General features: G+C 41.8%; 18 protein-coding genes. 7 read left to right on the top strand and 11 right to left on the bottom strand.

Annotated features, from left to right (window positions below; all coding sequences use genetic code 11):
- Positions 1 to 10: 10 nt before the first annotated feature.
- The 3 genes from AQPE_RS09175 to AQPE_RS09165 form a co-directional block, all read right to left on the bottom strand.
- Positions 11 to 3406 (bottom strand): SusC/RagA family TonB-linked outer membrane protein, encoded by a 3396-nt coding sequence (locus tag AQPE_RS09175; RefSeq protein ID WP_318350766.1) that lies wholly within the window; start codon positions 3404 to 3406, stop codon positions 11 to 13.
- Between the two features lie 197 nt (positions 3407 to 3603).
- A complete protein-coding gene (locus AQPE_RS09170) occupies positions 3604 to 4737 on the bottom strand; it encodes a FecR family protein (RefSeq protein WP_318350765.1) in 1134 nt (377 codons plus the stop codon).
- A 79-nt stretch (positions 4738 to 4816) separates the two neighbouring features.
- Positions 4817 to 5413, bottom strand: coding sequence for an RNA polymerase sigma-70 factor (locus AQPE_RS09165; protein ID WP_318350764.1), 597 nt, complete (start codon positions 5411 to 5413; stop codon positions 4817 to 4819).
- Positions 5414 to 5756: 343 nt separating this feature from the next.
- On the opposite strand from AQPE_RS09165, the gene AQPE_RS09160 reads away from it, so the two are divergent.
- Complete coding sequence (locus AQPE_RS09160) at positions 5757 to 7568, top strand: glycoside hydrolase family 2 protein (RefSeq protein ID WP_318350763.1); 1812 nt, start codon at positions 5757 to 5759, stop codon at positions 7566 to 7568.
- A gap of 106 nt (positions 7569 to 7674) precedes the next feature.
- Here the strand turns inward: AQPE_RS09160 and AQPE_RS09155 are convergent, their stop codons facing one another.
- The 6 genes from AQPE_RS09155 to AQPE_RS09130 all read right to left on the bottom strand — a co-directional run bounded on the left by AQPE_RS09155 (position 7675) and on the right by AQPE_RS09130 (position 13337).
- Positions 7675 to 8388, bottom strand: a complete 714-nt coding sequence (locus AQPE_RS09155; protein WP_318350762.1) for a DNA alkylation repair protein — start codon at positions 8386 to 8388, stop codon at positions 7675 to 7677.
- A 10-nt stretch (positions 8389 to 8398) separates the two neighbouring features.
- Positions 8399 to 8887 carry a YdeI/OmpD-associated family protein gene (locus tag AQPE_RS09150; RefSeq protein ID WP_318350761.1) on the bottom strand — a complete coding sequence of 163 codons (489 nt, stop codon included), beginning with the start codon at positions 8885 to 8887 and terminating at the stop codon, positions 8399 to 8401.
- Positions 8888 to 9028: 141 nt separating this feature from the next.
- On the bottom strand, positions 9029 to 10186 hold the full coding sequence (locus tag AQPE_RS09145) for an aldose epimerase family protein (RefSeq protein WP_318350760.1): 1158 nt from the start codon (positions 10184 to 10186) through the stop codon (positions 9029 to 9031).
- Positions 10186 to 11274: a hypothetical protein gene (locus AQPE_RS09140; protein WP_318350759.1), complete on the bottom strand. Its 1089-nt coding sequence runs from the start codon at positions 11272 to 11274 to the stop codon at positions 10186 to 10188. Before AQPE_RS09140 ends, AQPE_RS09145 begins: the two co-directional genes overlap by 1 nt.
- Before the next feature lie 39 nt (positions 11275 to 11313).
- Positions 11314 to 12372, bottom strand: coding sequence for a glycoside hydrolase family 43 protein (locus tag AQPE_RS09135; RefSeq protein ID WP_318350758.1), 1059 nt, complete (start codon positions 12370 to 12372; stop codon positions 11314 to 11316).
- Positions 12369 to 13337, bottom strand: a complete 969-nt coding sequence (locus tag AQPE_RS09130) for a glycoside hydrolase family 43 protein (RefSeq protein ID WP_318350757.1) — start codon at positions 13335 to 13337, stop codon at positions 12369 to 12371. The genes AQPE_RS09135 and AQPE_RS09130 overlap by 4 nt, the downstream gene beginning before the upstream one ends.
- A gap of 340 nt (positions 13338 to 13677) precedes the next feature.
- Between AQPE_RS09130 and AQPE_RS09125 the strand changes: the two genes are divergently transcribed.
- The 6 genes from AQPE_RS09125 (at position 13678) to AQPE_RS09100 (ending at position 21239) form a co-directional block, all read left to right on the top strand.
- Positions 13678 to 13836: a hypothetical protein gene (locus AQPE_RS09125; protein WP_318350756.1), complete on the top strand. Its 159-nt coding sequence runs from the start codon at positions 13678 to 13680 to the stop codon at positions 13834 to 13836.
- A 58-nt stretch (positions 13837 to 13894) separates the two neighbouring features.
- A complete protein-coding gene (gene metF, locus AQPE_RS09120; protein WP_318350755.1) occupies positions 13895 to 14848 on the top strand; it encodes a methylenetetrahydrofolate reductase [NAD(P)H] in 954 nt (317 codons plus the stop codon).
- A 291-nt stretch (positions 14849 to 15139) separates the two neighbouring features.
- Positions 15140 to 18208 (top strand): protein O-mannosyl-transferase family, encoded by a 3069-nt coding sequence (locus AQPE_RS09115; RefSeq protein ID WP_318350754.1) that lies wholly within the window; start codon positions 15140 to 15142, stop codon positions 18206 to 18208.
- Positions 18208 to 18852: a polysaccharide deacetylase family protein gene (locus AQPE_RS09110; protein WP_318350753.1), complete on the top strand. Its 645-nt coding sequence runs from the start codon at positions 18208 to 18210 to the stop codon at positions 18850 to 18852. Before AQPE_RS09115 ends, AQPE_RS09110 begins: the two co-directional genes overlap by 1 nt.
- A 94-nt stretch (positions 18853 to 18946) precedes the next feature.
- Positions 18947 to 20215, top strand: a complete 1269-nt coding sequence (gene purD / locus AQPE_RS09105; protein ID WP_318350752.1) for a phosphoribosylamine--glycine ligase — start codon at positions 18947 to 18949, stop codon at positions 20213 to 20215.
- A gap of 40 nt (positions 20216 to 20255) precedes the next feature.
- Positions 20256 to 21239: a DUF6427 family protein gene (locus tag AQPE_RS09100; protein WP_318350751.1), complete on the top strand. Its 984-nt coding sequence runs from the start codon at positions 20256 to 20258 to the stop codon at positions 21237 to 21239.
- On the opposite strand, the gene AQPE_RS09095 is transcribed toward AQPE_RS09100, so the two are convergent.
- Positions 21240 to 22169, bottom strand: a complete 930-nt coding sequence (locus AQPE_RS09095; protein WP_318350750.1) for a magnesium transporter CorA family protein — start codon at positions 22167 to 22169, stop codon at positions 21240 to 21242. It abuts the gene before it with no gap.
- A gap of 182 nt (positions 22170 to 22351) precedes the next feature.
- Positions 22352 to 23593, bottom strand: coding sequence for an Nramp family divalent metal transporter (locus AQPE_RS09090; RefSeq protein ID WP_318350749.1), 1242 nt, complete (start codon positions 23591 to 23593; stop codon positions 22352 to 22354).
- Between the last annotated feature and the right edge of the window lie 8 nt (positions 23594 to 23601).

Below are 23601 nucleotides of genomic sequence, written 5' to 3'. Positions count from 1 at the left end.
AGTTTTTCGGTTAGAAACTAAGGTTAACACCAAGATTTACCAATCTGTTCTGAGGATATTGCAGACCATTTTCGTCCATAATCTCAGGTTCAACACCTAGTTTTTTTAACTTGTCAAACGAGAACAGGTTATATGTATTGACATAGAAACGAGCTTTCTGGAGTTTTGCTTTTTCAACCAATGTTTTTGGCAATGTATAACCAATTTCCAAAGTCCTCAATCGAAGATAACTCATGTTAGTCAGCCAGAATGTGGAGTTTTTGTTGTAGTTGCTATGATCGCCGTTGTTGAACCTTAAGGCAGGATATTTACCTGAAATCCATTGACTGTTTAAATCCAGCGGATCAGCACGGTGCCATCTTTCGTCGTAGAATACTTTCAACAAGTTACCTGTGTTCTGGTATGGGTTTCTCATTTCCCAGTTTTGGTTGTATGAGTACATTGCACCACCCGAGAAGTCGGCTTTGAAGTCGAAGTTCGCGTAGCTGGCGCTGATGTTAAATCCAAAGTTCAGGATTGGGTTACGGTCTCTAGGGAAACCAATAGGACGTTGGTCGTAGTCGTCAATTTTACCATCGCCGTTGATGTCTTTGTACATCAAATCACCAGGAAGCATGGTTTTGTTTCCCTGTCCATCATTGTTAATGGTGTAGTTGTTGATTTCGTCGAACGACTGGAATTGGCCAACAACTTCGTATCCCCAGTAAGCTCCGGTCCAGCGGCCTTCGCTTGAATTGCGGTAATTGTCCCAGGAGTTATTGAAACGTGGTTTGTACGAATTCAGGAATTTTTCGCGTGCAAATGAAACATTTCCACCAACAGTATAATTTAATTTGCCAACGCTTCCGTCGTAACTAATCGATGTTTCAGCTCCCATAACGGCATCGCTGTTTACATTATCATCCGGAAGTGAGTATCCGATTTCGCTTGGAACTAAAACGTCATATTTAACTCCTCGCAAACCATCGCGTTTACGATAAAAGTAGTCAATACTACCGCTTAATTTTCCATTCATTATCGAATAATCTGCTCCAATATCGGTGATCTTACTGGTAAACCAAGTGATTGATGTAATTGGAACACCACGGTCTCTTGATCCTTTTACCACATTCCCATCAATAATATTGGTTGATGTCCCGTAGTTATATCCAGGTATGTATGCAAACGCACCGATGTAACGACTGTCATCAGAATTAATTCCCAAATTGATATTATCGTCACCAAGTTCACCGTATGATCCACGAAGTTTGATATCTAAAGTGCTTGAACCTAAGATTGATTTAGCAAATTTTTCTTCGGTAATTCTCCATCCGGCTGACATTGATGGAAAAAATCCCCAACGTTTGTTCGAAACGAATTTCCATGCTGCATCCTCACGACCCGAAACTTCGAGGTAGTATTTGTTGGCATAGCTGTAATTGAAACGACCAATGTAACCAATACGGGCTTCTTCCCAGTCCTGATCATTGTAAGTATCCATATCAGCAAACTGAAGAATTGGAAGTGCATTGGTTTTAGGCACTGCATGAACCCAAACGTCTAATTCGTGACGATTAATGCGCTCAGCAACAAATGTTCCTGCGATTTTATGTTTGCCAATTTCCTTTTTGTAGTTCAACTGGCCCTGCAAAACCGTTTCGAATGTTTTGTGTGTTCCGCGCTCTCTCCATGGGTTCAGGTTGGCAAAGGTTACTTTGTAACTATCAGTTTCAGGGAAATAGCTGTATGCATCGTAGGTATATTCGTGTCCGTTCATCAATTTGTCGGCAATGTAATACGAATAGGTTCCTTTGGCGGTCAACCCTTTAATTGGGGTTTCGTAATCAGCAATAAAATTGGTTTGTAAAACTCTCCAGTCTTCAGTCCAGTATCCTGAATTTGCTTTGGTAAGTAATCCCCAGTTTTCGGCCATGTGACCAATGTTGTTGATGTACTCCGGATTGTCGTTAGCAAACGGGCGCTCGGTTGGGCGGTTGCGGAACAATGCAAAACGAGGAGCCCAGTAATCGTCTCCTCCGGGAACACCAGGATTGTCGCGTGTTTCCTGACGGCCATTGATCTGAACACCCACTTTCAGGCGATCGGTAATTTTAGCATCGATGTTCGACTGGATATTGGTACGTCCGAAAGTAAACTCACGGCCTAAAACCGAATTCTGATCTAAACGTGTAACCGAAAGGTAATAATTGATTTTGTCGGAACCCCCGGTGGTGTTTACGTTAATCGATGTTTGTGGAGAATTTGGTTTGATAATAAAATCGTACCAGTTGAAGCTTCGGTAAGCAGGATCGGTACCGGCTTTCCATTTTTCAAGTTCCGAAGCAGTGATGTCGGTTTTTCCAAATTGGTTCATTTCTGCGTCTGCTTTACCCGACATCCATCCGTAAGCATCGGTTGTTGCAGGAAACCGCGACCAGTTTTGCCATCCTGTGTACGCGTCAACATTAATGGTATTCTTTGTATTTAGTTTACCACGTTTGGTAGTAACCACAACTACACCGTTTGCTGCGCGTACTCCATAGATGGCTGCCGAAGCATCTTTCAGAATAGTTAAACTTTCGATATCGTTCGGAGAAATGTTGTTGAACTGTGCGGCATCTTTCTGGATTCCGTCGATAACATACAAGGGATTGCCCATGTTACGGATCTGAATGTTTGCCGATGATCCCGGACGTCCGTCAGCCATACGGAAAGAAACCCCGGCCAGCTTACCGGCCAGAGCCGAACTAACTGTGGTTGAGTGTACACGGTCCATATCTTCGGATGTTACTCCTGAAATGGCTCCGGTCAGCGATTCTTTCTTCTGGACACCATAACCAATAGCGACAACCTCCTCAATACCAATTGTATTTTCGGCCATTGTTACATTAATTTCCGATTGACTGCCAAGAGCTATTTCTTTGGTTTCCATACCTACAAACGAGAATACCAATGTTTTTGCATTTGCAGGAACAGGGAGATTGTATGTCCCATCGCCACTGGTGATGGTTCCACCTGTGGTGCCTTTTAAATAGACGGTTACGCCCGGCAATGGAAGCCCTTCTACGTCAACTACTTTGCCTTTGATTGTTTTGCTTTGATTAACTGGTGCAAGTCCTTGGTTATTACTGGCTGTCAGTACAATTAAATCGTTAGGCAGAACTTTGTAGCTGATGTCTGAATTCAGGAACAGCTCGTCCAAAATAGCTTCTACGCTAACATCTTTAACATCAAGGTTCACTTTTTCGTCGATCAATCTAAAATCATCGTTGAAGAAAAACCGGAACCGGCTCTGACCTTCAATAATATTAAAGACTTCGCGAACCGTTTTCCCTTTAAAATCCATACTGAACTTGGTGCTTTGAGAATAAACAGTAGCACTGATTTGCATGGTAACTGCCAGAATTAGTACAGTTGTTAGTTTCATAATTAAGAAAAGTTTTTTCAGTTTTCCCCTTCCAGGAAAAATTAATCCAATTAGATTTTTTTTCATACATTTGAAATGTTAGATGTTTGACTGCCAATGCCAGTATTCTTTTGCGGGAACTGACATTGATTTTTGTTTAACACTATTTAGAATACAGGGGATAGATTCGGCAAAAATCTATTCCCTGATTTTTTTAATTACTTCTGTTTATATAGTTTTTTGAATTCCGACATACGTGCTTCGTTTTGCTCGATGATCACGGTCTTTCCTACAATTTCATAATCAATTGGCGACGAAATTTTAATCACATTCATAACCTGTTGCAGGGTTTCGTCTTCAAGCGTACCTGAGAAACTGATTCGTTTAATGTCTTCCGATTTAAATTCGAAATTGAAATTGTATTTCCGGCTCAGAATCTCGGCCAAGGTACCAAGCTGTTCCCGCTCAATGATTAACCGGTTTTCTTTCCACGAAACGATTGCTTTAGGATCAATCCGTGGTGCAATAACCAACCGGTGTTCAGGAATATAATTCAGTTCTTCCTTCTTTTCTTGCAGTTTCTTAATGACTTCAACTGTCAGCGATTCTTCCTTTTTATAGAATGTGGCTTTTTGGTTTGGTGTCAGGTACACTCCTTTCAGGATACTTTCGGTTGAATGCTGCAAAGTTACTTTGCCTTCCACCATGGTGGTTTCAACTGTCGGATCGCTTTTGTAAGCTTTTACGTTAAATTCGGTACCTACAGCTTTAACTTCAAATCCATAAGCATCTACAATAAATGGGATTTCCTTGTTTTTGGCTACGATGAAATAGCCTTCGCCTTCCAGATAAATCAACCGGTTTTTCTGATTGTAAGTGGTCGAATATTTGATTTTACTTCCGGCGTTTAACCATACTTTGGAGCTGTCAGGAAGTACAATTTCGGAGGTGGAGCCCAATGGAGCCGTTACTTCGCAAAATGAACCCGATGTTGTTTTGTCTGAGTTGAAAATGAAATACGATAAAGTTCCACCAAAGACAAAGGCCATGACAATAATGGCTGCAATGCGCATGAAATTTAATCGTAAATTCAGGCTGCGGGTATTTGATTTGTGATCCGAAATAATCTTTTGAATCGATTGGAACAGGCGGTCGTAGTCGGTATCTGTTTCCGAACCAGCTGTTTCAAAGTCTCTAATTTCATTCAGCATGGCGCTTTTTATCCCTTCAGAAATCTCAGCGTCAAAAAACATTTCTTCCAGCTGGCGAAGTTCTTCCGGATTGCTTTTGCCTGATTGAAACTTTTCCAACAGGCCCTTAAATTCAATATTTGAAAATTCCGTATTTTTCATTTCAGGTGTAATACAAGATTGGATAATACAATACTCACACGAAAATTGATTTTTTTTGAAAAGAGGGAAATATGTTGTCCTAAATCCACTGGTAGCTGAATACAATTAGCAGTATGCCAATCGGATAGTCGTCGTTCAGGTGGAGCTTTATAAATTTGGCCGCGCGGTAAATCTGGTTTTCGACAGTGCGGATTGATAGGTCGAGGGTATCAGCAATTTCGGCATTCGATAACCCTTTCCAGCGACTCATGATAAATATATTGCGCTGTTGTTCAGGTAATCGGGTGAGAAGGTGCTCTACTTTTTTATTCAATTCCTGAAATTGGATGGACGATTCGGGAGTTTCAATTGAAGTTTGGTCGAAGTTCTGCAGATGTTGGTCGTATTTCTGCTTAACCACCCGGTGCTTTAACTCGTTGAAGATTTTATTTACTGTGATGCGGTACAGGTAACTTTTGAACGACTTCTGCTCATCCACTTCGGCGCGTTTTTCCCAAACCTTAAGGAAAACATCCTGAACAATCTCTTCTGATTCAAATGAATCTTTAAGGTACGAATATGCAAAGCGATACAAAGGTTCGCAGAAAGATTCGTAGATTTTCCGAAAAGCCTCCATATCACCATTTCGAAACTTCGAAATTAGAGCAACGTCGATATGTTCTTCTATTTTTGTCAAATAATTTCCTTCAGAAAAAGAGTTTGGATTTAAAGTGGCCTAAATATAGTTTTTAATAATTCATTTCAATTCAGGTAAGTTCCCAACAACAATTGGGGCAAAAGTAATAGTAACTTCTGAATTTTTTTTATCTATTTTTTATCATTCAGAAAGTTCGTCAGGCAGTAAGTTTTAAACTGAGAAACGGTAATCAATCGATGAAAGAATCAGTTCGATTGCTAATTTTAGCTAATTTTTCGAAAAAAGATAAATGGCAGAATGAGCATTTACAACGAGCAAAGTGTATTAGCATGGAATAAAATTAAATTCAGAAATTTTAATAACCTAAAACAACTACAAAAGAATGAAAAAGACAGCTTTCTTATTTTTATTAAGCATTTGTATGCTCCAAACCTTCGCGCAGTGGAAACCTGCCGGCGATAAAATCAAAACTTCGTGGGCCGAAAAAATCGATGTCAAAAATGTTCTTCCCGAATATCCGCGCCCAATGATGGAACGGGCAGACTGGATGAACCTGAACGGATTGTGGGATTATTCGATCCTGAAAGCCGGAATGGCTGAACCAATCGCTTTCGACGGGCAAATTTTGGTTCCTTTTCCTGTCGAATCAAGCCTTTCGGGAGTAATGAAAACCGTTGGCGGTGAGAACGAAGTTTGGTACAAAAGAAACTTTAAAGTGCCTGCCAACTGGAAAGGTAAAAACGTATTGTTGAATTTTGGCGCTGTCGATTGGAAGGCCGATGTTTGGGTGAACGATGTAAAAATTGGTTCGCATACAGGTGGCTATACACCTTTTTCATTCGATGTAACTCCTTTCCTGAATAAAACGGGTGGCCAGAAACTGGTTGTTCGGGTCTGGGATGGAACTGATAATGGATTTCAGCCACGCGGAAAACAGGTAAGTAAACCAAATGGTATTTGGTACACACCGGTTACCGGAATCTGGCAGACCGTTTGGCTCGAACCTGTTGCCGCCAAACGCATTGAGCATATCCAGACTGTTCCAAATATCGACAAAAGCCAGGTTGCTGTTTCTGTTCAAACCAAAGGCGCAGCTTATGGCGATGTAGTAGAGGTAAAACTTTTTGATGGATCGAAAGAAATTGCCGTGAGCAAAGCTACTTCCGGAGAAAAACTAGAGATTTCGGTTCCTGAAGCCAAATTGTGGAGCCCCGAATCACCTTTCCTTTACACCATGAAAGTTAGTGTAATCAGTAATGGAGCTGTGACTGACCAGGTGAACAGCTATTTTGCGATGCGCAAAGTTTCGACCAAACGCGATAAAAACGGTATCGTTCGTCTGGAACTGAATAACAAAGCTTATTTTCAGTTTGGTCCGCTCGATCAGGGTTGGTGGCCCGATGGTTTATATACCGCCCCAACCGATGAAGCATTGAAATACGACATTCAGAAAACCAAAGATTTTGGGTTCAACATGATTCGCAAACACGTGAAAGTGGAGCCAGCCCGCTGGTACACGCATTGCGACCAACTCGGAATCTTGGTTTGGCAGGACATGCCAAGCGGCGATCGTTCGCCACAATGGCAGAGCCACAATTATTTCACCGGAACCGAAATGAAGCGTTCGGCCGACTCGGAAGCCAACTACCGCAAAGAATGGAAAGAAATCATGGATTACCTGTATTCAAATCCTTGTGTGGTAACCTGGGTGCCTTTCAACGAGGCTTGGGGACAATTTAAAGTTCCTGAAATTGTGGAATGGACTAAATCATACGATCCAAGTCGTTTGGTAAACCCAGCTAGCGGCGGAAACCATTATCCGGTAGGCGATATGCTCGATTTGCACAACTATCCGGGGCCAGATATGTATCTGTATGACGGACAGCGTCCAACAGTTTTGGGCGAGTATGGTGGAATTGGTTTGGCACTGGAAGGTCACCTTTGGGCAACCGACAAAAACTGGGGTTACGTTCAGTTTAAAAACTCGAAGGAAGTAACCGACGAGTATGTGAAATACGGCGAATCGCTGCTGAAATTCATCAAGGCTGGTTTTTCTGCCGGAGTTTATACCCAAACTACTGACGTGGAAGGCGAAATTAATGGATTGATGACATACGACCGTAAAGTAATCAAACTGGAAGAACAACGGGTTCGTGAAATCAACCAAAAGATTTGCAAATCGTTGAACGAATAAAGAATATAATGAGGTGATCGGATGACTTGAGTTCATCCGGTCACTAAAATTTTTGAATGCCCGTGTTGGAAAGCCCAATGCGGGCATTTCCATTTTAAATGAACGCCTATTTTGCCCGCTTAAACCGCAACTTATTTTCCGGAGTCATTTTTTCACAGGCATATTGAATGATCAATCGCGGCGCTGTGTCTTTGTATTTCAAGAGGAACGATTCAACTTCGGCTGGATTGATTTTCCAGGCTTCGCGCAGGAACCAGCCCATGCCCTGGTGAACTTCGCGTTCCGGATCAGCCATTAGTTTTTCCACAAAAAGAATAGAAGGCATTACCTGTCGGGTTTTCTTCATGTGTTTAATTAGCGTTACCGGCACGCACCTCCGCTGAAATTTATACGGAGAATTGAGCAACGGACTAAAATCTTCCATTTCGAGAATCTTTTTATCCAGAAACCGAGGTAAAGTGAACATGGCCAGCGTATCCGCATGCGCCCAGTTGGTAATGCTGAATGAAAACCAACTTCCTATAATTTGAAAAGTTTCCGGAGTAAATTGTTTCCATAGCCCGTCGAGCAAAAGCAAAACGATAGAGATTTCTTCGTACTTACCACCTTTCATCAATTCAGGGGCAGCTTCCATAACAGTTTGAAGGTTGAACCCTCCCCGGCTAAGCATTTCTTTTACTTTGCCGTGTACCTGCGGGGCTGTAAGTCCATACCCGACAAATTCTTCCTTAAAAAAGCGTTGCGATTTTTGTAATTGCTCTGCATTGGCATTGGCCATACAGTACGATCTGATTTCCCGAATTAACTCGTTTGTTTTCATGAGTAAAAGTTTATTTCTGATCTGGCTTTTTCTTTTGCAGCAGTTTCTCGATAAACTCAACCATCCGTTTTGCGTGTGTTTCCTCGCGTTTAGCTGAAGTAATCCAATTGATGTACTCTTTACGGTGGGTGTAGGATAGTTTTTCGAAAAAGGCCTGTGCCTCTGGATATTTAGCCAGTAAATTTTGAACGTCATCGGGAATAAGCACTTCCCTTTTTTCGAGGTCGTGTTCCACCTCAACTAAAACCGAATCACCGAACGATTTCCCCAACTTACGCCTCACTTCCTGTGTCAGAATCAATATGTGGCAACCGGTTCCCATGTTGCTCATTATTCCGCGGTATTCAGCTTTTCCATCGAACAGTGCCTTTACTTTCACCATTCCACGTGTTCCAAATATGTCTTCCACGCTGAACGGAAATTCAACATATCCGGCGTTCATTCCCTCGTGCTGGATAATTGGAGCCGTAAAACTGATTTTTGAAGATGGTGTTGTCATTGACAATTAATTAAGAAACGTATCCAAATTTAGAACTTTTTAAACGAAAAAGTCAGCACGCGAATAACACATGCTGACCTTTTAAAAAGAGTGATCGGGTGACTCAAAGTCACCCGCTCTCTAAATTTCCATTTATTAAGACTATTTCACCACGCTAAAGCGGTAAATGCTTTGTGTTTGGTATGTTTCGCCCGGTTTCAGGATAATGGACGGAAAGTTTGTATTGTTTGGAGAATCAGGGAAATGCTGTGTCTCCAAAGCAAATGCTTCGCGGTATTTAAAAGCTTTTCCACTTTTTCCGGTATCGCTCCCATCCATAAAGTTTCCGCCATAAAATTGCAAGGCTGGTTCCAGGGTGAAAATTTCCATTTTGCGTCCGCTAACCGGTTCAACAACAGTTGCTGCGAACGACATTTCTCCGGCAACAGTTTTATTTAGTGCGAAATTGTGGTCGTATCCCGGGCCATGTTTCAACTGAATATTGGTTTCAACTTGTCCAAGATCGGTGCCAATGGCTTTACCTACTCTGAAATCGAAAGGAGTTCCTTCAACAGGTTCGTTTCCGGCCAATGGAATCAGGGTTGAATCAACAGGCGTATAGGCATCCGCATTAATGGTCAGAATTTGGTCGTTGGTGGTTCCGCTTCCTTCGCCAGCCAAATTCCAGAATGCGTGGTTGGTGAGGTTGACCGGAGTGCTTTTGTCGGTAGTGGCTTTGTAGCTCATTACAATTTCATTTTTCGAATCGAGCAAATACTGAACTTCCACGTTCAGATTCCCGGGATAACCCATTTCGCCATCTTTCGATAAATAGGTCAAAACAATTGATGAATCTGTTGCTGCTTTTACGTCCCAGATTACGTTGTGAAATCCGCCCAGACCACCGTGCAAATGGTTTACACCGTTGTTGCATGGCAAAGTATATTCCTGTCCGTCGAGGGTGAACTTCCCTTTGGCAATGCGGTTTCCAACGCGGCCAATCAAAGCTCCATAAAACACTTCCTTGGCTTTCAGGTATCCATCAATGCTACTGAATCCAAGTACAACATCGCCCATTTTACCGTTCTTATCCGGAGTACAAAGGCCAACAATGCGACCTCCGTAATTGGTAATGGCCGCCTGAATATTTCCGTTTTTCAGGAAGTATAAATTGGTGGTTTTACCATCAATGGTTTTCTGAAAATCTTCAGCTTTTAGCGTAAAGCAATTTTCGGTTTTGGATTGTGGCTTCGGCGAGCAACTGCTAAACGCAATTGCAGCACCTAAGACCATCGAAAATAGAGTAATTCTATTCATCATTATTTTGTCAGGGTTAAACTCTTGATCAAATCTACTTCTTCTTGTTTGTAAGGAGTTCCGTCAGGATGAAAAATTTCGTGGAACCAAAGTTTAGGTTCCGATCCGTCAGCAATGGGTTCGTCCCAGGCATATTTGGTATTCGATTTTCCGGCAACCAGTCCCCAGTTGATGGCACCAATGTTTTGGGCTTTCAGCATGGGCATAATGTTGGTGAACAGACTGTTGTTGCGACGAGCCATGTATTCGGTACAAACCAGCGGACGGTTGTATTTTTTTAGGGTATCAATGGCAGCCTGGTGTTTTTCAGGACTTTCGTAATTGTGATATGTGATGATGTCCGAATTTTCAACCTGAAATTTGTTCAGATCGGATAATGCTAAACTCCAGACTCCGGAAGATAAAGGTTGCGACGGACGAACTTCCCAACCCCATTCAAACACTTTCTTCAGCAATGGAAGGGATTTGTTGCCATAGCCAGAGTTTCCGGGTTCGTTGTACAAATCCCAGATGGCAATACGTTTGTCGTCTTTGAAAGTGGTCAAAATATCTTTCACGTATGCCTCAAGTGTTTTGATGAGTGTGGTGTCGGTATAAAGCAAATCGCCCGGATCGCGCACCCAACCTGAATTGTGAACGCCGATTTTGGGTTCAGGTTGTTTCCCAGCTTTATACGTTGGATTCCAGCAGTCGTCGAAAATACAGAAGACCGTTTTGATGCCATGTTTTGAAGCTATGGTCAGGTAAGTGCCCATGCGATTTTTGAAGCCTTCTTTGTCGACTTCCCACGCCACATGGTGCAGGTAAACGCGCATCACGTTCATGCCAATGCCTTGTGCCCAGCCGAGTTCACGGTTGATGGTTGTGGTGTCGAACGATTCGGCCTGCCAGGTTTCCAGCTGGTTAATGGCCGTACTTGGGTTGAAATTACTACCACGCAGCCAGCCGTTTTCAGCGCTCCATTGTTGTGCCTGTGTTTCGTTCCAACGGGTCGAAACAGGTTCGGTTTTTTCAGCCTTTTTAGGCGCATTTTGGCAAGCCGCAAAAAGTAGTGTACTTGCCATGGCAAGGATAAATAGGTGTTTTTTCATTGGTTTAATTTTATTTGTTCAAATTAGAGTATTCGATTGTTATTCAACTTCTCCTGAAGGCAGATTGATGGATTTTCCGGCAGGAATTGCCTCGCCAAAGTTGGGTGTTCCGTCGGCATTCCATGTGAAAGGCTGGATGCGCACATCACGTTCCCATCCGGGAGTGGTGCTCTTTTTCGAGTGGTAAATGATCCAGTTTTCGGTATCGTTGGGCGATTTCACGAATGAGCAGTGCCCCACTCCATAGACTTGCGAATTTCCCTGAAATACCGGCCCTGATTTCTTCCAGTTCGCCGGATCGAGCAGGTTTCCATCCGGGTTAATCAGTTGTAGCATTCCCTGGCGGTATTCAACTAACCACGATTCGCGGCACGAATAGATCACAAAAACTTTGTCTCCATTTTTCAGAATTTCCGGTCCTTCATTCAGATTCAATGGACCACCGGTTTCCCAACTTTCAACTGGCGACGAAAGCTTGACGCGTTTACCTTTCATCGTCCACGGATTTTCCATTTCGCAAATGTACAGGTGTTGCTGGGTGGCATCGGTGGTTTCCTGTTTGATCCATCCTGACCAGATGGCGTAAAGTTTGCCTTTGTGTTCGAGCGTGGTCATATCAATCGCCCACACATTCGAAGTTGGGTCAGCCGGATTGTCGCCGGTGTATAAAACGCCCATGTCTTCGTAATCGCTGAACACATCGTCGGTGGCCGAGCGCAGCACTCCAGTTCGCTGGTGAATAAATGGTGGCCCCGATTCCCCGGCAGCATAATACACATACCAGCGCCCTTGTATGAAATGAATTTCAGGAGCCCAAACACAAGCGCGGTTCCAGCCGGTAGAAGGTGCTTGCCAGACTTTTTTCACTTCGCCGCGTTTGGTCATTTTTGCCGAACGTGAAACGTTAATCGAATTGTTGGAAGACCAACAATAAATGTAATCTTCTCCTTGTTTAACCATCCAGGGATCGGCGCCATCCCACACCGGATTGGTAAAGGTTCTTTTTGTTTTAATATCCTGCACGGGTTCTTTTGCGCTGCATCTTCCGAATGAAACGAATGCCAGCATTGCAAAGATCAGAGTTTTTAGTTTTTTCATTGTTTTTTCAAGGTTGGGGTCAGGTAGTTTTTATCGATTACCATTTTTTCTTTTCCGTCTTTAGTTTCGAATCTTACGGTGCTAATATACATGTTTCGAGGATGAATTTTGGTGGTACTGTTGTGGGCATGAAATACGATTCGCAGCTTTCCGTCTTTACCGGTAAATAATGCGTTGTGTCCAATACCTACCAGATCGCCCGGTTTCTGAAGCGCCGGGTTAGTTTCAGATTTAATCCATGGGCCGTGGATGTTGGTGGCAGTTGCGACCCCAATTCCATAGAAAGGGCTTTCGTAACTGTTGGCCGAATAAGTCATGAAGTAAACGCCGTTTTGTTTAATGACAAACGGACCTTCATTTACACGCGGCCATATTTCCTCCCAGGGTTGGGAAACATGGATGCAATGACGAAGGGTTTCCGGCTTCAGGTCAATCAGATTTTTTTCGAGTTGAACCATCCAAACATTATTGCCATCGTTAAACCGAACGAAAAAGAGATAAGGCGTTCCGTCGTCATCGATGAAAAGTGAATTGTCGATTGATTTTTCGGTTTCAAGCATTGGCTTTTTAATTTCCTGACGGAAAGGACCCAGCGGCGAATCGCTGGTAGCAACGCAAATGTGCTCGTCAGCCGAATAGTACATGTAAAACTTTCCGTTTACAGCATACACTTCGGGAGCCCAAAACCAGCGATCGGCCCAAACGTCAGATTTGTTCAGTGCCAAGCCTTTTGAAATGCCTTCAGGAGCAGTCCATGTGGTCAAATCATCGGAAACATATACGGCAATCCCATCGGGAGAAAGTGTTCCGTAGGCATAATATTTTCCCTGCCAGAGCATGATGAACGGATCGCCAAACGGTACTTTCGAAACGATTGGTTTTGACTCTGGTTCATTGGCACGAATTGAGTGAAGGCTTATACATGACAAAAGGAGCCATATGGATGTAACAAATAAGTATTTCATACGCGAACGATGTACTGATTTATGCGTTAATACACCAAAGTGCCCTTAAATACTCATTAACTATTGGCTTTTTGACCTCTCCTTTGCTTATTCAATATTCAAATGGGGAATTTTGATAAGTAAAAAAGCAAAAATCATTTTTTTTATTGGGATTTGGAAGTAATAACGAAGTAAATATAGGTATTAAACACAGTTCTTGCATGGCAATAAAATGCACCCAACAGATATTAATAGCTTGATTTGATCGCAGTTTTTCCAAAACTTATGGTTCGAGATGTAAATTTTGAAGACCGATAAATACCGCAACTTCGCAAACTATGTGATCTAAAAATTAATATCCATGAAAAATTCAACAAAAACAGCTTTGGTTTCGTTCGTTTTGGGTTTGGTTGTTATGTTTGTAGCCGATATGATTTTTCATTTCAACAATTCGGTTGAAACTCAACTGAAGCGAGAAATGAATAAGACTCAAAAGGAAATTGAGAACATTTTTAAATGATATTTCGTTGAAGGATTGGTTGTCAGCTAATCTTTTGAACCGTTAAAATAACCCAGAGATGAAAGTTATTGACATTATTAATCAAAGCGATAAAACTGTTTTTTCGTTTGAACTTCTACCCCCGCTCAAGGGAAACGATGCCAGTAAAATATACAAAACAGTAGAAACACTGGTCGATTTCGACCCGAAGTACATCAACATTACCACGCACCGCGATGAAATGATGTACATCGAGATGCCCGATGGCCGCATTGAAAAACGAACAGTTCGCAAACGTCCTGGAACTGTGGCTATTGCCGCCAGCATTCAATATAAATATGGAATTCCGGTGATTCCACATATTTTGTGTGGCGGTTTTTCGAAAAGCGAAACTGAACATGTTCTGATTGACCTGAATTTTATGGGTATCAAGAACGTGCTTGCATTGCGCGGTGACGGTAATAAAGGCGAACATGTTTTCAGGCCCGATCCGAACGGACATTCGAATGCCAACCAGTTGGTTGAACAGATCGTGAATTTACGTAGCGGCAAGTATTTGGAAGCGGATCTTAAAAATACAGCTCCCATGGATTTCTGCATCGGGGTGGCTGGTTATCCGGAGAAACACTTTGAGGCTCCAAATGCTGAAACCGATCTTCAATACCTGAAACAAAAAGTAGATGCAGGAGCTGATTACATTGTGACACAGATGTTTTTCGACAACCAGAAATATTACGATTTTGTAGATAAATGCAGAGCCATTGGAATTACGGTTCCGATTATTCCTGGAATCAAACCGATCAATCTGAAAAACCAATTGACTGTTTTGCCAAAACTTTTCAGTATCGATATTCCCCAGGATTTGGCTGTTGAATTAGGTAAATGCAAAACCGATGACGATGCCAAAGTTGTTGGTACCGAATGGGCTATTTTGCAGTCGAAGGATTTGGTAGCCCATCAGGCGCCAAGCTTACACATTTATACCTACGGGGTTTCGGATAATACCCGCAAGATTGTTGAGTCAGTGTTTTAAAAAAGACCGGAGTCCGGAGACAGAAGTTAAAAGAGCCGCTCCCTGAGTAGCGAAGCGTATCGAAGGGAGTAATGTGCGTTTTACTGTTAATTTATGCTAATAGCACTTCTCAATGTTCAGAAATTCAAATTCCTTTTATCCTGATTTTGAAAGAATGTGCTAACTTCGCAGCCGTTAAAATATGCTCAAAACGTAAATGAAAACTACCTTGGCACATAGAACGCATTGAAAAAGGAATTAATAACAAAAAAACGATGAGTTCTTAGTGCCAATGTGGTAAAAAATAAGCAGATGAAAAACTTTAAGCAACTGAATATTATCGTTGGCTGGCTCACTTTCCTGGTGGCTGCAGTAACCTATTTGCTGACTATTGAACCAACCGCCAGCTTTTGGGATTGCGGTGAGTTTATAACCACTTCGTATAAATTAGAAGTTGGTCACCCACCGGGCGCGCCGTTCTTTATGATCATGGGACGATTTTTCAACCTTTTTGCAAGTAACCCTTCGCACGTTGCAATCATGGTAAATGCGATGTCGGCACTGGCCAGCGCTTTCACTATTCTTTTTCTTTTCTGGACAATTACGCATCTGGCTAAAAAATTAATAAAAGCTGATGGTGAATATACATTAGGTCAAACCGTTGCTATTCTTGGTGCTGGAGTTGTTGGAGCATTAGCTTATACTTTTTCCGATACATTCTGGTTTTCGGCGGTTGAAGGCGAAGTTTACGCATCGTCGTCGCTGTTTACAGCTCTCGTATTTTGGGCTATCCTGAAATGGGAAAATGAGGCCGATGAGCCTCGCGCTAACCGGTGGATCATCTTGATTGCTTACCTGATGGGACTTTCGATTGGTGTTCACCTTTTGAACCTTTTGGCAATTCCAGCTATTGTTTTTGTTTATTATTTCAGGAAATATAAAGTTACCCGCAACGGAATTCTGATCAGTTTAGCCGTTTCTTTATTGATTTTGGGTGTTGTGATGTATGGTATTATTCCGGGAGTTATTACGATTGCTACCTGGTTCGAATTGCTATTTGTAAATGGCATTGGACTTCCATTTAATACCGGTGTAATTATTTATGCCTTAGCGCTTATTGGGGCACTTGTATTTGGAATAATCTATACCATTCGTAAGAAATTAATTCTCTGGAATACAGTTTTGATCAGTGTTGTAGTAATTCTGATTGGCTATTCTTCATTTGCTATGATCGTCATTCGTTCGGCGGCAAATCCTCCGATGGATCAAAACAGTCCGGACAATGTATTTGCCTTACTGGGTTACCTGAATCGCGAACAATATGGCGACCGCCCGTTGGTGTACGGTCAGTACTACAATACACCTTTGGATAAATATGTCGACGACAAACCTTACTATATTCAGAAAAACGGGAAGTATGTAGTTGCAGATATGCGCCAGAAACCAGTTTTTGATTCGAATTTATGTACCATCTTTCCTCGCATGTACAGTCGCGAAAGCGAGCATATTGAGGCATATAAGCAATGGGCTAACATAAAAGGACGCCGGGTTTCGATTACCGACGAAGATGGTCAGGCTAAGACCATTGAGCTGCCAACTTTTGGCGAAAACCTTACGTTCTTCTTCAGGTACCAGATTGCCCACATGTATTTCCGATATTTCATGTGGAACTTTTCAGGACGGCAGAGCGACATTCAGAGTAATGGCGAAATTACCAACGGAAACTGGATTACTGGGATTAATTTCCTCGATTCGATACGTTTAGGGGATCAAAGCACACTTCCACAGGAGTTTAAGAATAATAAAGCGCGGAATAAATATTACATGTTGCCTTTCATTCTTGGAATTATAGGTATTGTTTTCATGTATAACCGTGGCATTGAAGGAAAAAAAGATTTATGGACAGTTTTTCTTCTGTTCTTAATGACCGGATTAGCAATTGTTGTTTATCTGAACCAGTCGCCTTTACAACCACGTGAACGCGACTATGCTTACGCCGGATCGTTCTATGCGTTCGCCATTTGGATTGGAATTGGCGTTTTGGGACTTTATGAAGCGCTTAAAAAATATCTTCCGGATACAACCAGCGCTGGCGTTGCCGGTGGATTGTCACTTCTGTTGGTGCCGGTAATTATGGGCGCTCAAAACTGGGACGACCACGACCGGTCGAACCGCTATACCTGTCGCGATTTCGGAGCTAATTATCTGAATACTTGCGCGCCAAATGCGGTGATTTTCACCAATGGCGATAACGATACTTTCCCTCTGTGGTACAATCAGGAAGTGGAAGGCGTGCGTAAAGATGTCAGGGTTTGTAACTTGAGCTATTTCCAGACCGACTGGTATGTCGATCAGATGAAAAGTAAAGCTTACGAATCTGCTCCACTGCCTATCTCGTTTAATCACGATCAGTATGTGCAAGGCAAACGCGACGTGGTTTACCTGATGGAAGATCCACGTTTGAAAGGTTCGGTTGAATTGAAACAGGCGCTTGATTTTGTGAAAGACGAAAATCCACGAACTAAACTTGAACAAGCAGACAATGCTGCTTACATTCCGTCTAAAAAGTTATTCATGGTGGTTGATAAAGCTGCTGTAATACGGAATAAAGTAGTTGAGCCTGAAGATTACGACAAAATCGTGGACACGCTAAAGATTGACCTCAGTAGCAAACATTACATTACCAAAGACGAACTGATGGTTCTTGATATGATTGCCAATAACAATTGGGAGCGTCCGATCTATTTTGCAATTACAGTTGGTCGCGATAAATACATGAATCTTCAGGATTATTTCCAGCTCGAAGGACTTGCATATCGATTGGTGCCAATTAAAACAACTGAAACGGAAGGTGGTATTAACGTAGGCAAAGTGAATGAGAGACTGATGTACGCCAATGTGATGGATAAATTCAAATGGGGAAACATGAACGATCCGAAAGTTTACATCGACGAGAATAACGCTAGGATGATGATGAATATCCGGAATACGTTTAACCGATTGGCCGAAACGCTTGTTGCAGATGGACAGAATGAAAAAGCTGCTCAGGTTCTCGATCGCGGTATTGAACTGATCCCGCATAAAATCGTACCGTATAATTATTTCTCCATGATGATGGCCGAAACTTATTTCAAGGCCGGAAAGCCTGAAAAGGGAAAGGAAATCATCAACACAATCATGACTGATTATAAAGAACAGCTTGACTATTTCTTTAAAATGAGCAAACCTATGAGAGCTTCGGTTGATGAAGAAATTCAGCGGATTCTGTATTTCATGAGGGAAATGGGAAATGTTTGCAACAGAGGCGATCAGCCTGAACTTGGGAAGGAAGTGGCTAGTTCGTTTACCAGCTATCTCGACAGATATAGTTCGTTGAAATAATGAAGCGTTTTGCCCCTCGGGTTCGTTTGCCCGGTTTTATAACCTCTCTGTACACAAGTGCTGTCTGGAGGTTTCCTGAAACCGAGCAGGTTGTTTACCTGACATTTGACGATGGGCCAATTCCGGAAGTAACGCCTTGGGTACTTGATCTTCTTCGGAAGGAAAATATCCGCGCGACGTTCTTTTGTGTGGGCGAAAATGTGATGAAATATCCTGAAATATACCGACAGATTCTTGACGATGGACATTCAGTGGGAAATCACACATTCAACCATTGGCAAGGGCAGAAACACTTTGACAAGGATTATTTCAGAAACATTGAAAAGGCCGAAAAATACATTGTTTCAAATCTTTTCAGGCCACCACACGGATGGTTAAAAGCATCGCAATACCGTGTTCTGAAAAAGAAGTTCAGGATAATTATGTGGGATTTAATTACATGTGATTACGATAACCGCCTGAATCCGGACAAAGTATTCAGGAATGTTACCGAATTTGTTCGGCCGGGATCAATCATAACGTTTCACGATTCAATAAAGGCAAAGCACAACATGACAAAAGTATTGCCACGGGCAATTCGCTGGATGAAAGAGCAGGGTTACCGTTTTGAAGCTATTCCATATGAAAAAGTTCGAAGTGTCTAAAGTGTGCTAGAGTGCCTGGAGTTTTATTCAACTTTAGGCACTCGGAATTCTAGACACTCCGAACTAATTTAATAATTACATAGAATTGACAACAATGAATATCTTAATAGTTGGTTCAGGAGGAAGAGAACATGCAATGGCATGGAAAATCAAGCAATCGCCGAAGCTCAGGCAATTGTTTATTGCTCCTGGAAATGCCGGCACATCACTGTTAGGAACAAACATCCCGGTTGGAGTTTCTGATTTTGAAGGCTTGAAAAAAGCTGTTCTTGACAATCAGATCGACTTGGTTTTGGTTGGACCTGAAGTTCCACTTTGTGAAGGATTGCATGATTTTTTTAGTACTGACAGCAAATTAAAAGATGTACTTTTTGTTGGACCGTATCAATTGGGCGCTCAGCTAGAGGGAAGTAAAGATTTTGCCAAGGAATTCATGGTGCGTCACAATATTCCAACAGCAAAATATTTAGCGATTACTGCTGAAAACCTGAATGAAGGACTTTCGTTCCTGAAAACCTTGGATTCACCCTATGTTTTAAAAGCCGATGGATTGGCTGCCGGGAAAGGCGTTCTGATTCTGAACGACCTTCAGGAGGCTGAAGATTCGTTGAAAGAAATGCTTGGAGGACAGTTCGGCGCTGCAAGCAGTAAAGTGGTGATCGAGGAATTCCTGAGTGGAATTGAATGTTCGGTTTTTGCCATTACTGACGGGAAAGACTACCGGATACTTCCGGTAGCAAAAGACTATAAACGCATTGGCGAAGGCGATACAGGCCTGAATACAGGAGGTATGGGTTCAATTTCTCCGGTTTCGTTTGCCGATGAACTCTTCATGAAAAAAGTTGAAGACCGAATTATCCGTCCAACGGTTCAGGGTTTGATTCAAGATCAGATTCCATACAATGGTTTTATCTTTTTTGGTTTGATTAGTTGCAAGGGCGAACCGATGGTAATTGAATACAATGTGAGAATGGGCGATCCGGAAACTGAAGCTGTCATGCTGCGGATAAAGTCTGACTTTGTCGATTTGTTGATTGGTGCTGCTGAGGGAACTCTTGGCAAAAAGAGCATCGAGATTGATCCAAGAACAGCGGCAGCAGTAATGCTTGTTTCTGGAGGTTATCCCGGTCCTTACGAAAAAGGGAAAGTAATAAGTGGATTGGAAAAAGTAGAAACCAGCTTTGCTTTTCATGCCGGAACCAGCTTTAAAAATGGAAATGTTTGTACTGATGGAGGTCGTGTTTTGGCGATCAGTTCGTATGGAAAAACGATGAGCGAAGCTTTGGCCTGTTCGTATAAAAATGCACAATTGATTGGATTCGAAGGTTTATATTACCGAAAAGATTTAGGTTTCGATTTATAGAATTGAATAAAAATAAGGGCATAAACGCCATAAATAAAGCATGTTACTTAAAACGTTAAAATCAAATCAGACTTTTCATTTCTTATTGATACCGCTCATTGCCGGAGCTTTGTGGATCAAGTCGTTTATGAACCCAATGCCGTTCCCATTTTATCCTGGCGAGGACTCGATGCTACTTTATCAGCCCATAAATGCCCTGATTGGTAAAAGTACGGTTGCCAGCAATGTTTTTGCTTTGGTGTTTATTATCCTGCTGGCTTTTCTGATCTTAAAGCTAAATGTTCAGTACACCTTTATTCGTGTCAGGACAGTACTTCCTTCCATTCTATTTGTATTGATTACGAGTGGTTTGCATGAACTTCATGCCATGCATCCAATTTATCCTGCGGCGCTTTTCTTAATACTTACTGTTGACCGAATTTTTAACGCGTACGACAAAGAGGTTATTCATTCCAATGCCTTCGAAGCCGGAATATTTTTAGCCATTGGTTCACTATTTTACCTAAATCTTGTTTTCTTCTTTCCTTTTCTCTGGATAGGATTTTTAATTATAAAACCGAAAGTCAATTGGCGCGAATATATTTTAAGTACGCTTGGATTTATTTTACCATGGCTGGCAGCCTTAGCCTATTATGCTGGAACCGGACAATCGGAAGACTTGATAGGTGTGCTTAAAGAAAATATTTCATCACATCAGTCTTTTCTGGTTGCGAATCTTCCAATTCAAATTTATTTGGGTTTTCTCGGTTTTCTGACACTTCTTGCCAGTTTTCTTATTCTGTCGCAGTACGATGGTAAAAAGATTAGTTCACGAAAATACTTCAAAGCTTTTTTCTGGATTTTCCTGATGTCGTGTATATTGATAGTTGCCAATCCTGCTGTATCTCAAGATATTATTGTTCTATTGGCAATCCCACTGACTTACCTTATTTCGAACTATTTAATCTACATGAAGCGGCCAATCTGGGGCGAAATATACCTCACTATTCTGATTGGCGGAGTTATTTATTTGCAGTTTATCTGATCAGAACCAGTTTTTCCACTTAAAGAGGAGCACCCCAAACAGTGATAAGGTAATTGAAATGGCAATTACAAAAATAAACGCGTAATGAGAATTCTCAAAGTTGTTGGGTACATTCATTCCATATAAACTGGCGACTAAAGTAGGTATCATCAGGATAATGGTTACCGAAGTAAGTTGCTTCATGATGACATTCAAATTATTCGAGATGATTGAAGCAAAGGCATCCATCATTCCACTCTGAATATCGCTGTAAACATTGGCCATTTCAAGAGCCTGTTTTGTTTCAATAATTACATCTTCCATCAGGTCTTCATCGTGTTCGATGCCCTGCATATTGCGGCCATTACGCATTTTCGCAAGAACCATTTCATTTGTTTTCAGCGATGTAATGAAGAACACAAGACACTTTTCCATGTGAAGCAGTCGATGCAATTCCTTATTCTTGGTTGCATTCTCCAGATCCTTTTCAATCAGTGCTGTTTGCACGTTTATTTCTTTCAGGAACTGAAGAAACCAAACCGCTGAAATCAGGAATATGCGAAGTACATAATCGAACTGATTTGTGATCGTTATTTTGTTTTCGTTGACTTGCTTGATTAAAGACGGAATTATTTCGGTTCGTCGTGAGCAAATGGTAATGACCTGATTACCTGAGACAATAATTCCAAGTGGAACCGTAATGAAAGGAATACCATTGTTTTGATTGTTAAGCGGTACGCGCAGAATGATCAATACTTTATCTTCATCAACCTCAATACGCGAACGCTCATCGATATCTAAAACGTCCATGATAAAATCACGGGGTACATCGTACGTGTTGATTAATTCTTCTACTTCTTCGTTGGTAAGTTCCTGTGAGTTGATCCAGCAGTTTGGCTGAAATGTGTTCAAACGTGTAAAGGAAGTACCGGTTTCCCAATAAGTAATCATAGTTTCTCCGTTTTGTCGACAACCAGAGACTATGACGGGCTCTGACTACCGGATTAATAACTTTAACTGTGTCGAATGATAATCGTCCATTTTGGATTTATAATGATTTCGGTGCAAAGGTAACTATTTGACTGGAATTCGCGGATGAATTAAAAACTAAAATTAATTCTTCAATTTAAGAGCTACGAAAATAGCGGCATTAAAAGAAGTGTCACTGAAAGTCCAATAAGAATAATAACAGCTCCCCAGCCAATGATGTTGTTGATGGGCTTATTTACATACTGTCCCATTATTTTTTTGTTGTTAACAAGCAAGATCATACACACCAGTACAACCGGTAAAAGCATTCCGTTAATTACCTGTGTCCATAGAGAAATCAGGATTAAGGGGGCATTAGGCAATAAAATGATTGCGGCCGAAAGAATCAGAATCCCGGTATAAAGAATGTAAAACTCTCTGGCATCATCCCATTTTTTATCAATTCCAGCCTCGAATCCGAAAGCTTCGCATACATAGAATGCAGTTGCTAATGGTAAAATGGTTGCTGAAAATATGGATGCAATAAATAGTCCGAAAGCAAATACTTGTGATGCCAATTCTCCGGCTAATGGTCCTAACGCTAAGGCAGCATCTTTAGCTTCGTTAATCTGAATGCCGTTAACATGCAATGTGGAGGCACAGGCAACCATGATGAAAAAAGCTACTGCTACTGTAGCAACACAGCCAACGACAATGTCGATCAGCGAATATTTATATTGCTTCATGTCCAACCCTTTTTCTATTACTGAAGATTGCATGTAGAATTGCATCCATGGCGCAATGGTGGTTCCTATAATTCCGATAATCATTGCAATACTACTTGCGTTTATCGGCAATTGTGGATGAATGATCGAATGGCCTATTTCGCCCCAATGCGGTTTGCCCATCAGCGCCGAAACTACATACATTAGCAATGAAACACTGAAAAGCAGGAATATTCGTTCGGCAATTTTATATGTTCCCTTTACTACCAGGAGCCAGATCAATGCACCGATTATGGGCACAGATATGTATTTACTCACACCAAACACCTCCATACTTCCGGCAACCCCGGCAAATTCGGTGGTCGTATTTCCAATATCGGCAACAAGTAATCCGATAAAGATGAAAAATGTAATTTTCACCCCGGCATTTTCACGTATCAGGTCGGCAAGTCCTTTACCGGTAACAATACCCATTCGGGCATTCATTTCCTGAATAACAACCAGAACGATGAACGAAGGGATGAGTGTCCAGATCAGGTTATAGCCGTAAACTGCGCCTGCAACGGAGTATGTTGTAATTCCACCCGCATCATTATCAACGCTTCCGGTAATAATGCCCGGACCAAGAATAGCCAGGAAAATAGCTATCTTTTTGAAAAGTGATTTTCTATTTTTGAACATGACCGATT

Origin of the sequence: Aquipluma nitroreducens (assembly GCF_009689585.1) — a bacterium.
Taxonomy (GTDB): domain Bacteria; phylum Bacteroidota; class Bacteroidia; order Bacteroidales; family Prolixibacteraceae; genus Aquipluma; species Aquipluma nitroreducens.
The sequence above is the reverse complement of the archived record's forward strand: the minus strand, read 5'-3'. Positions and strand labels throughout refer to the sequence as shown.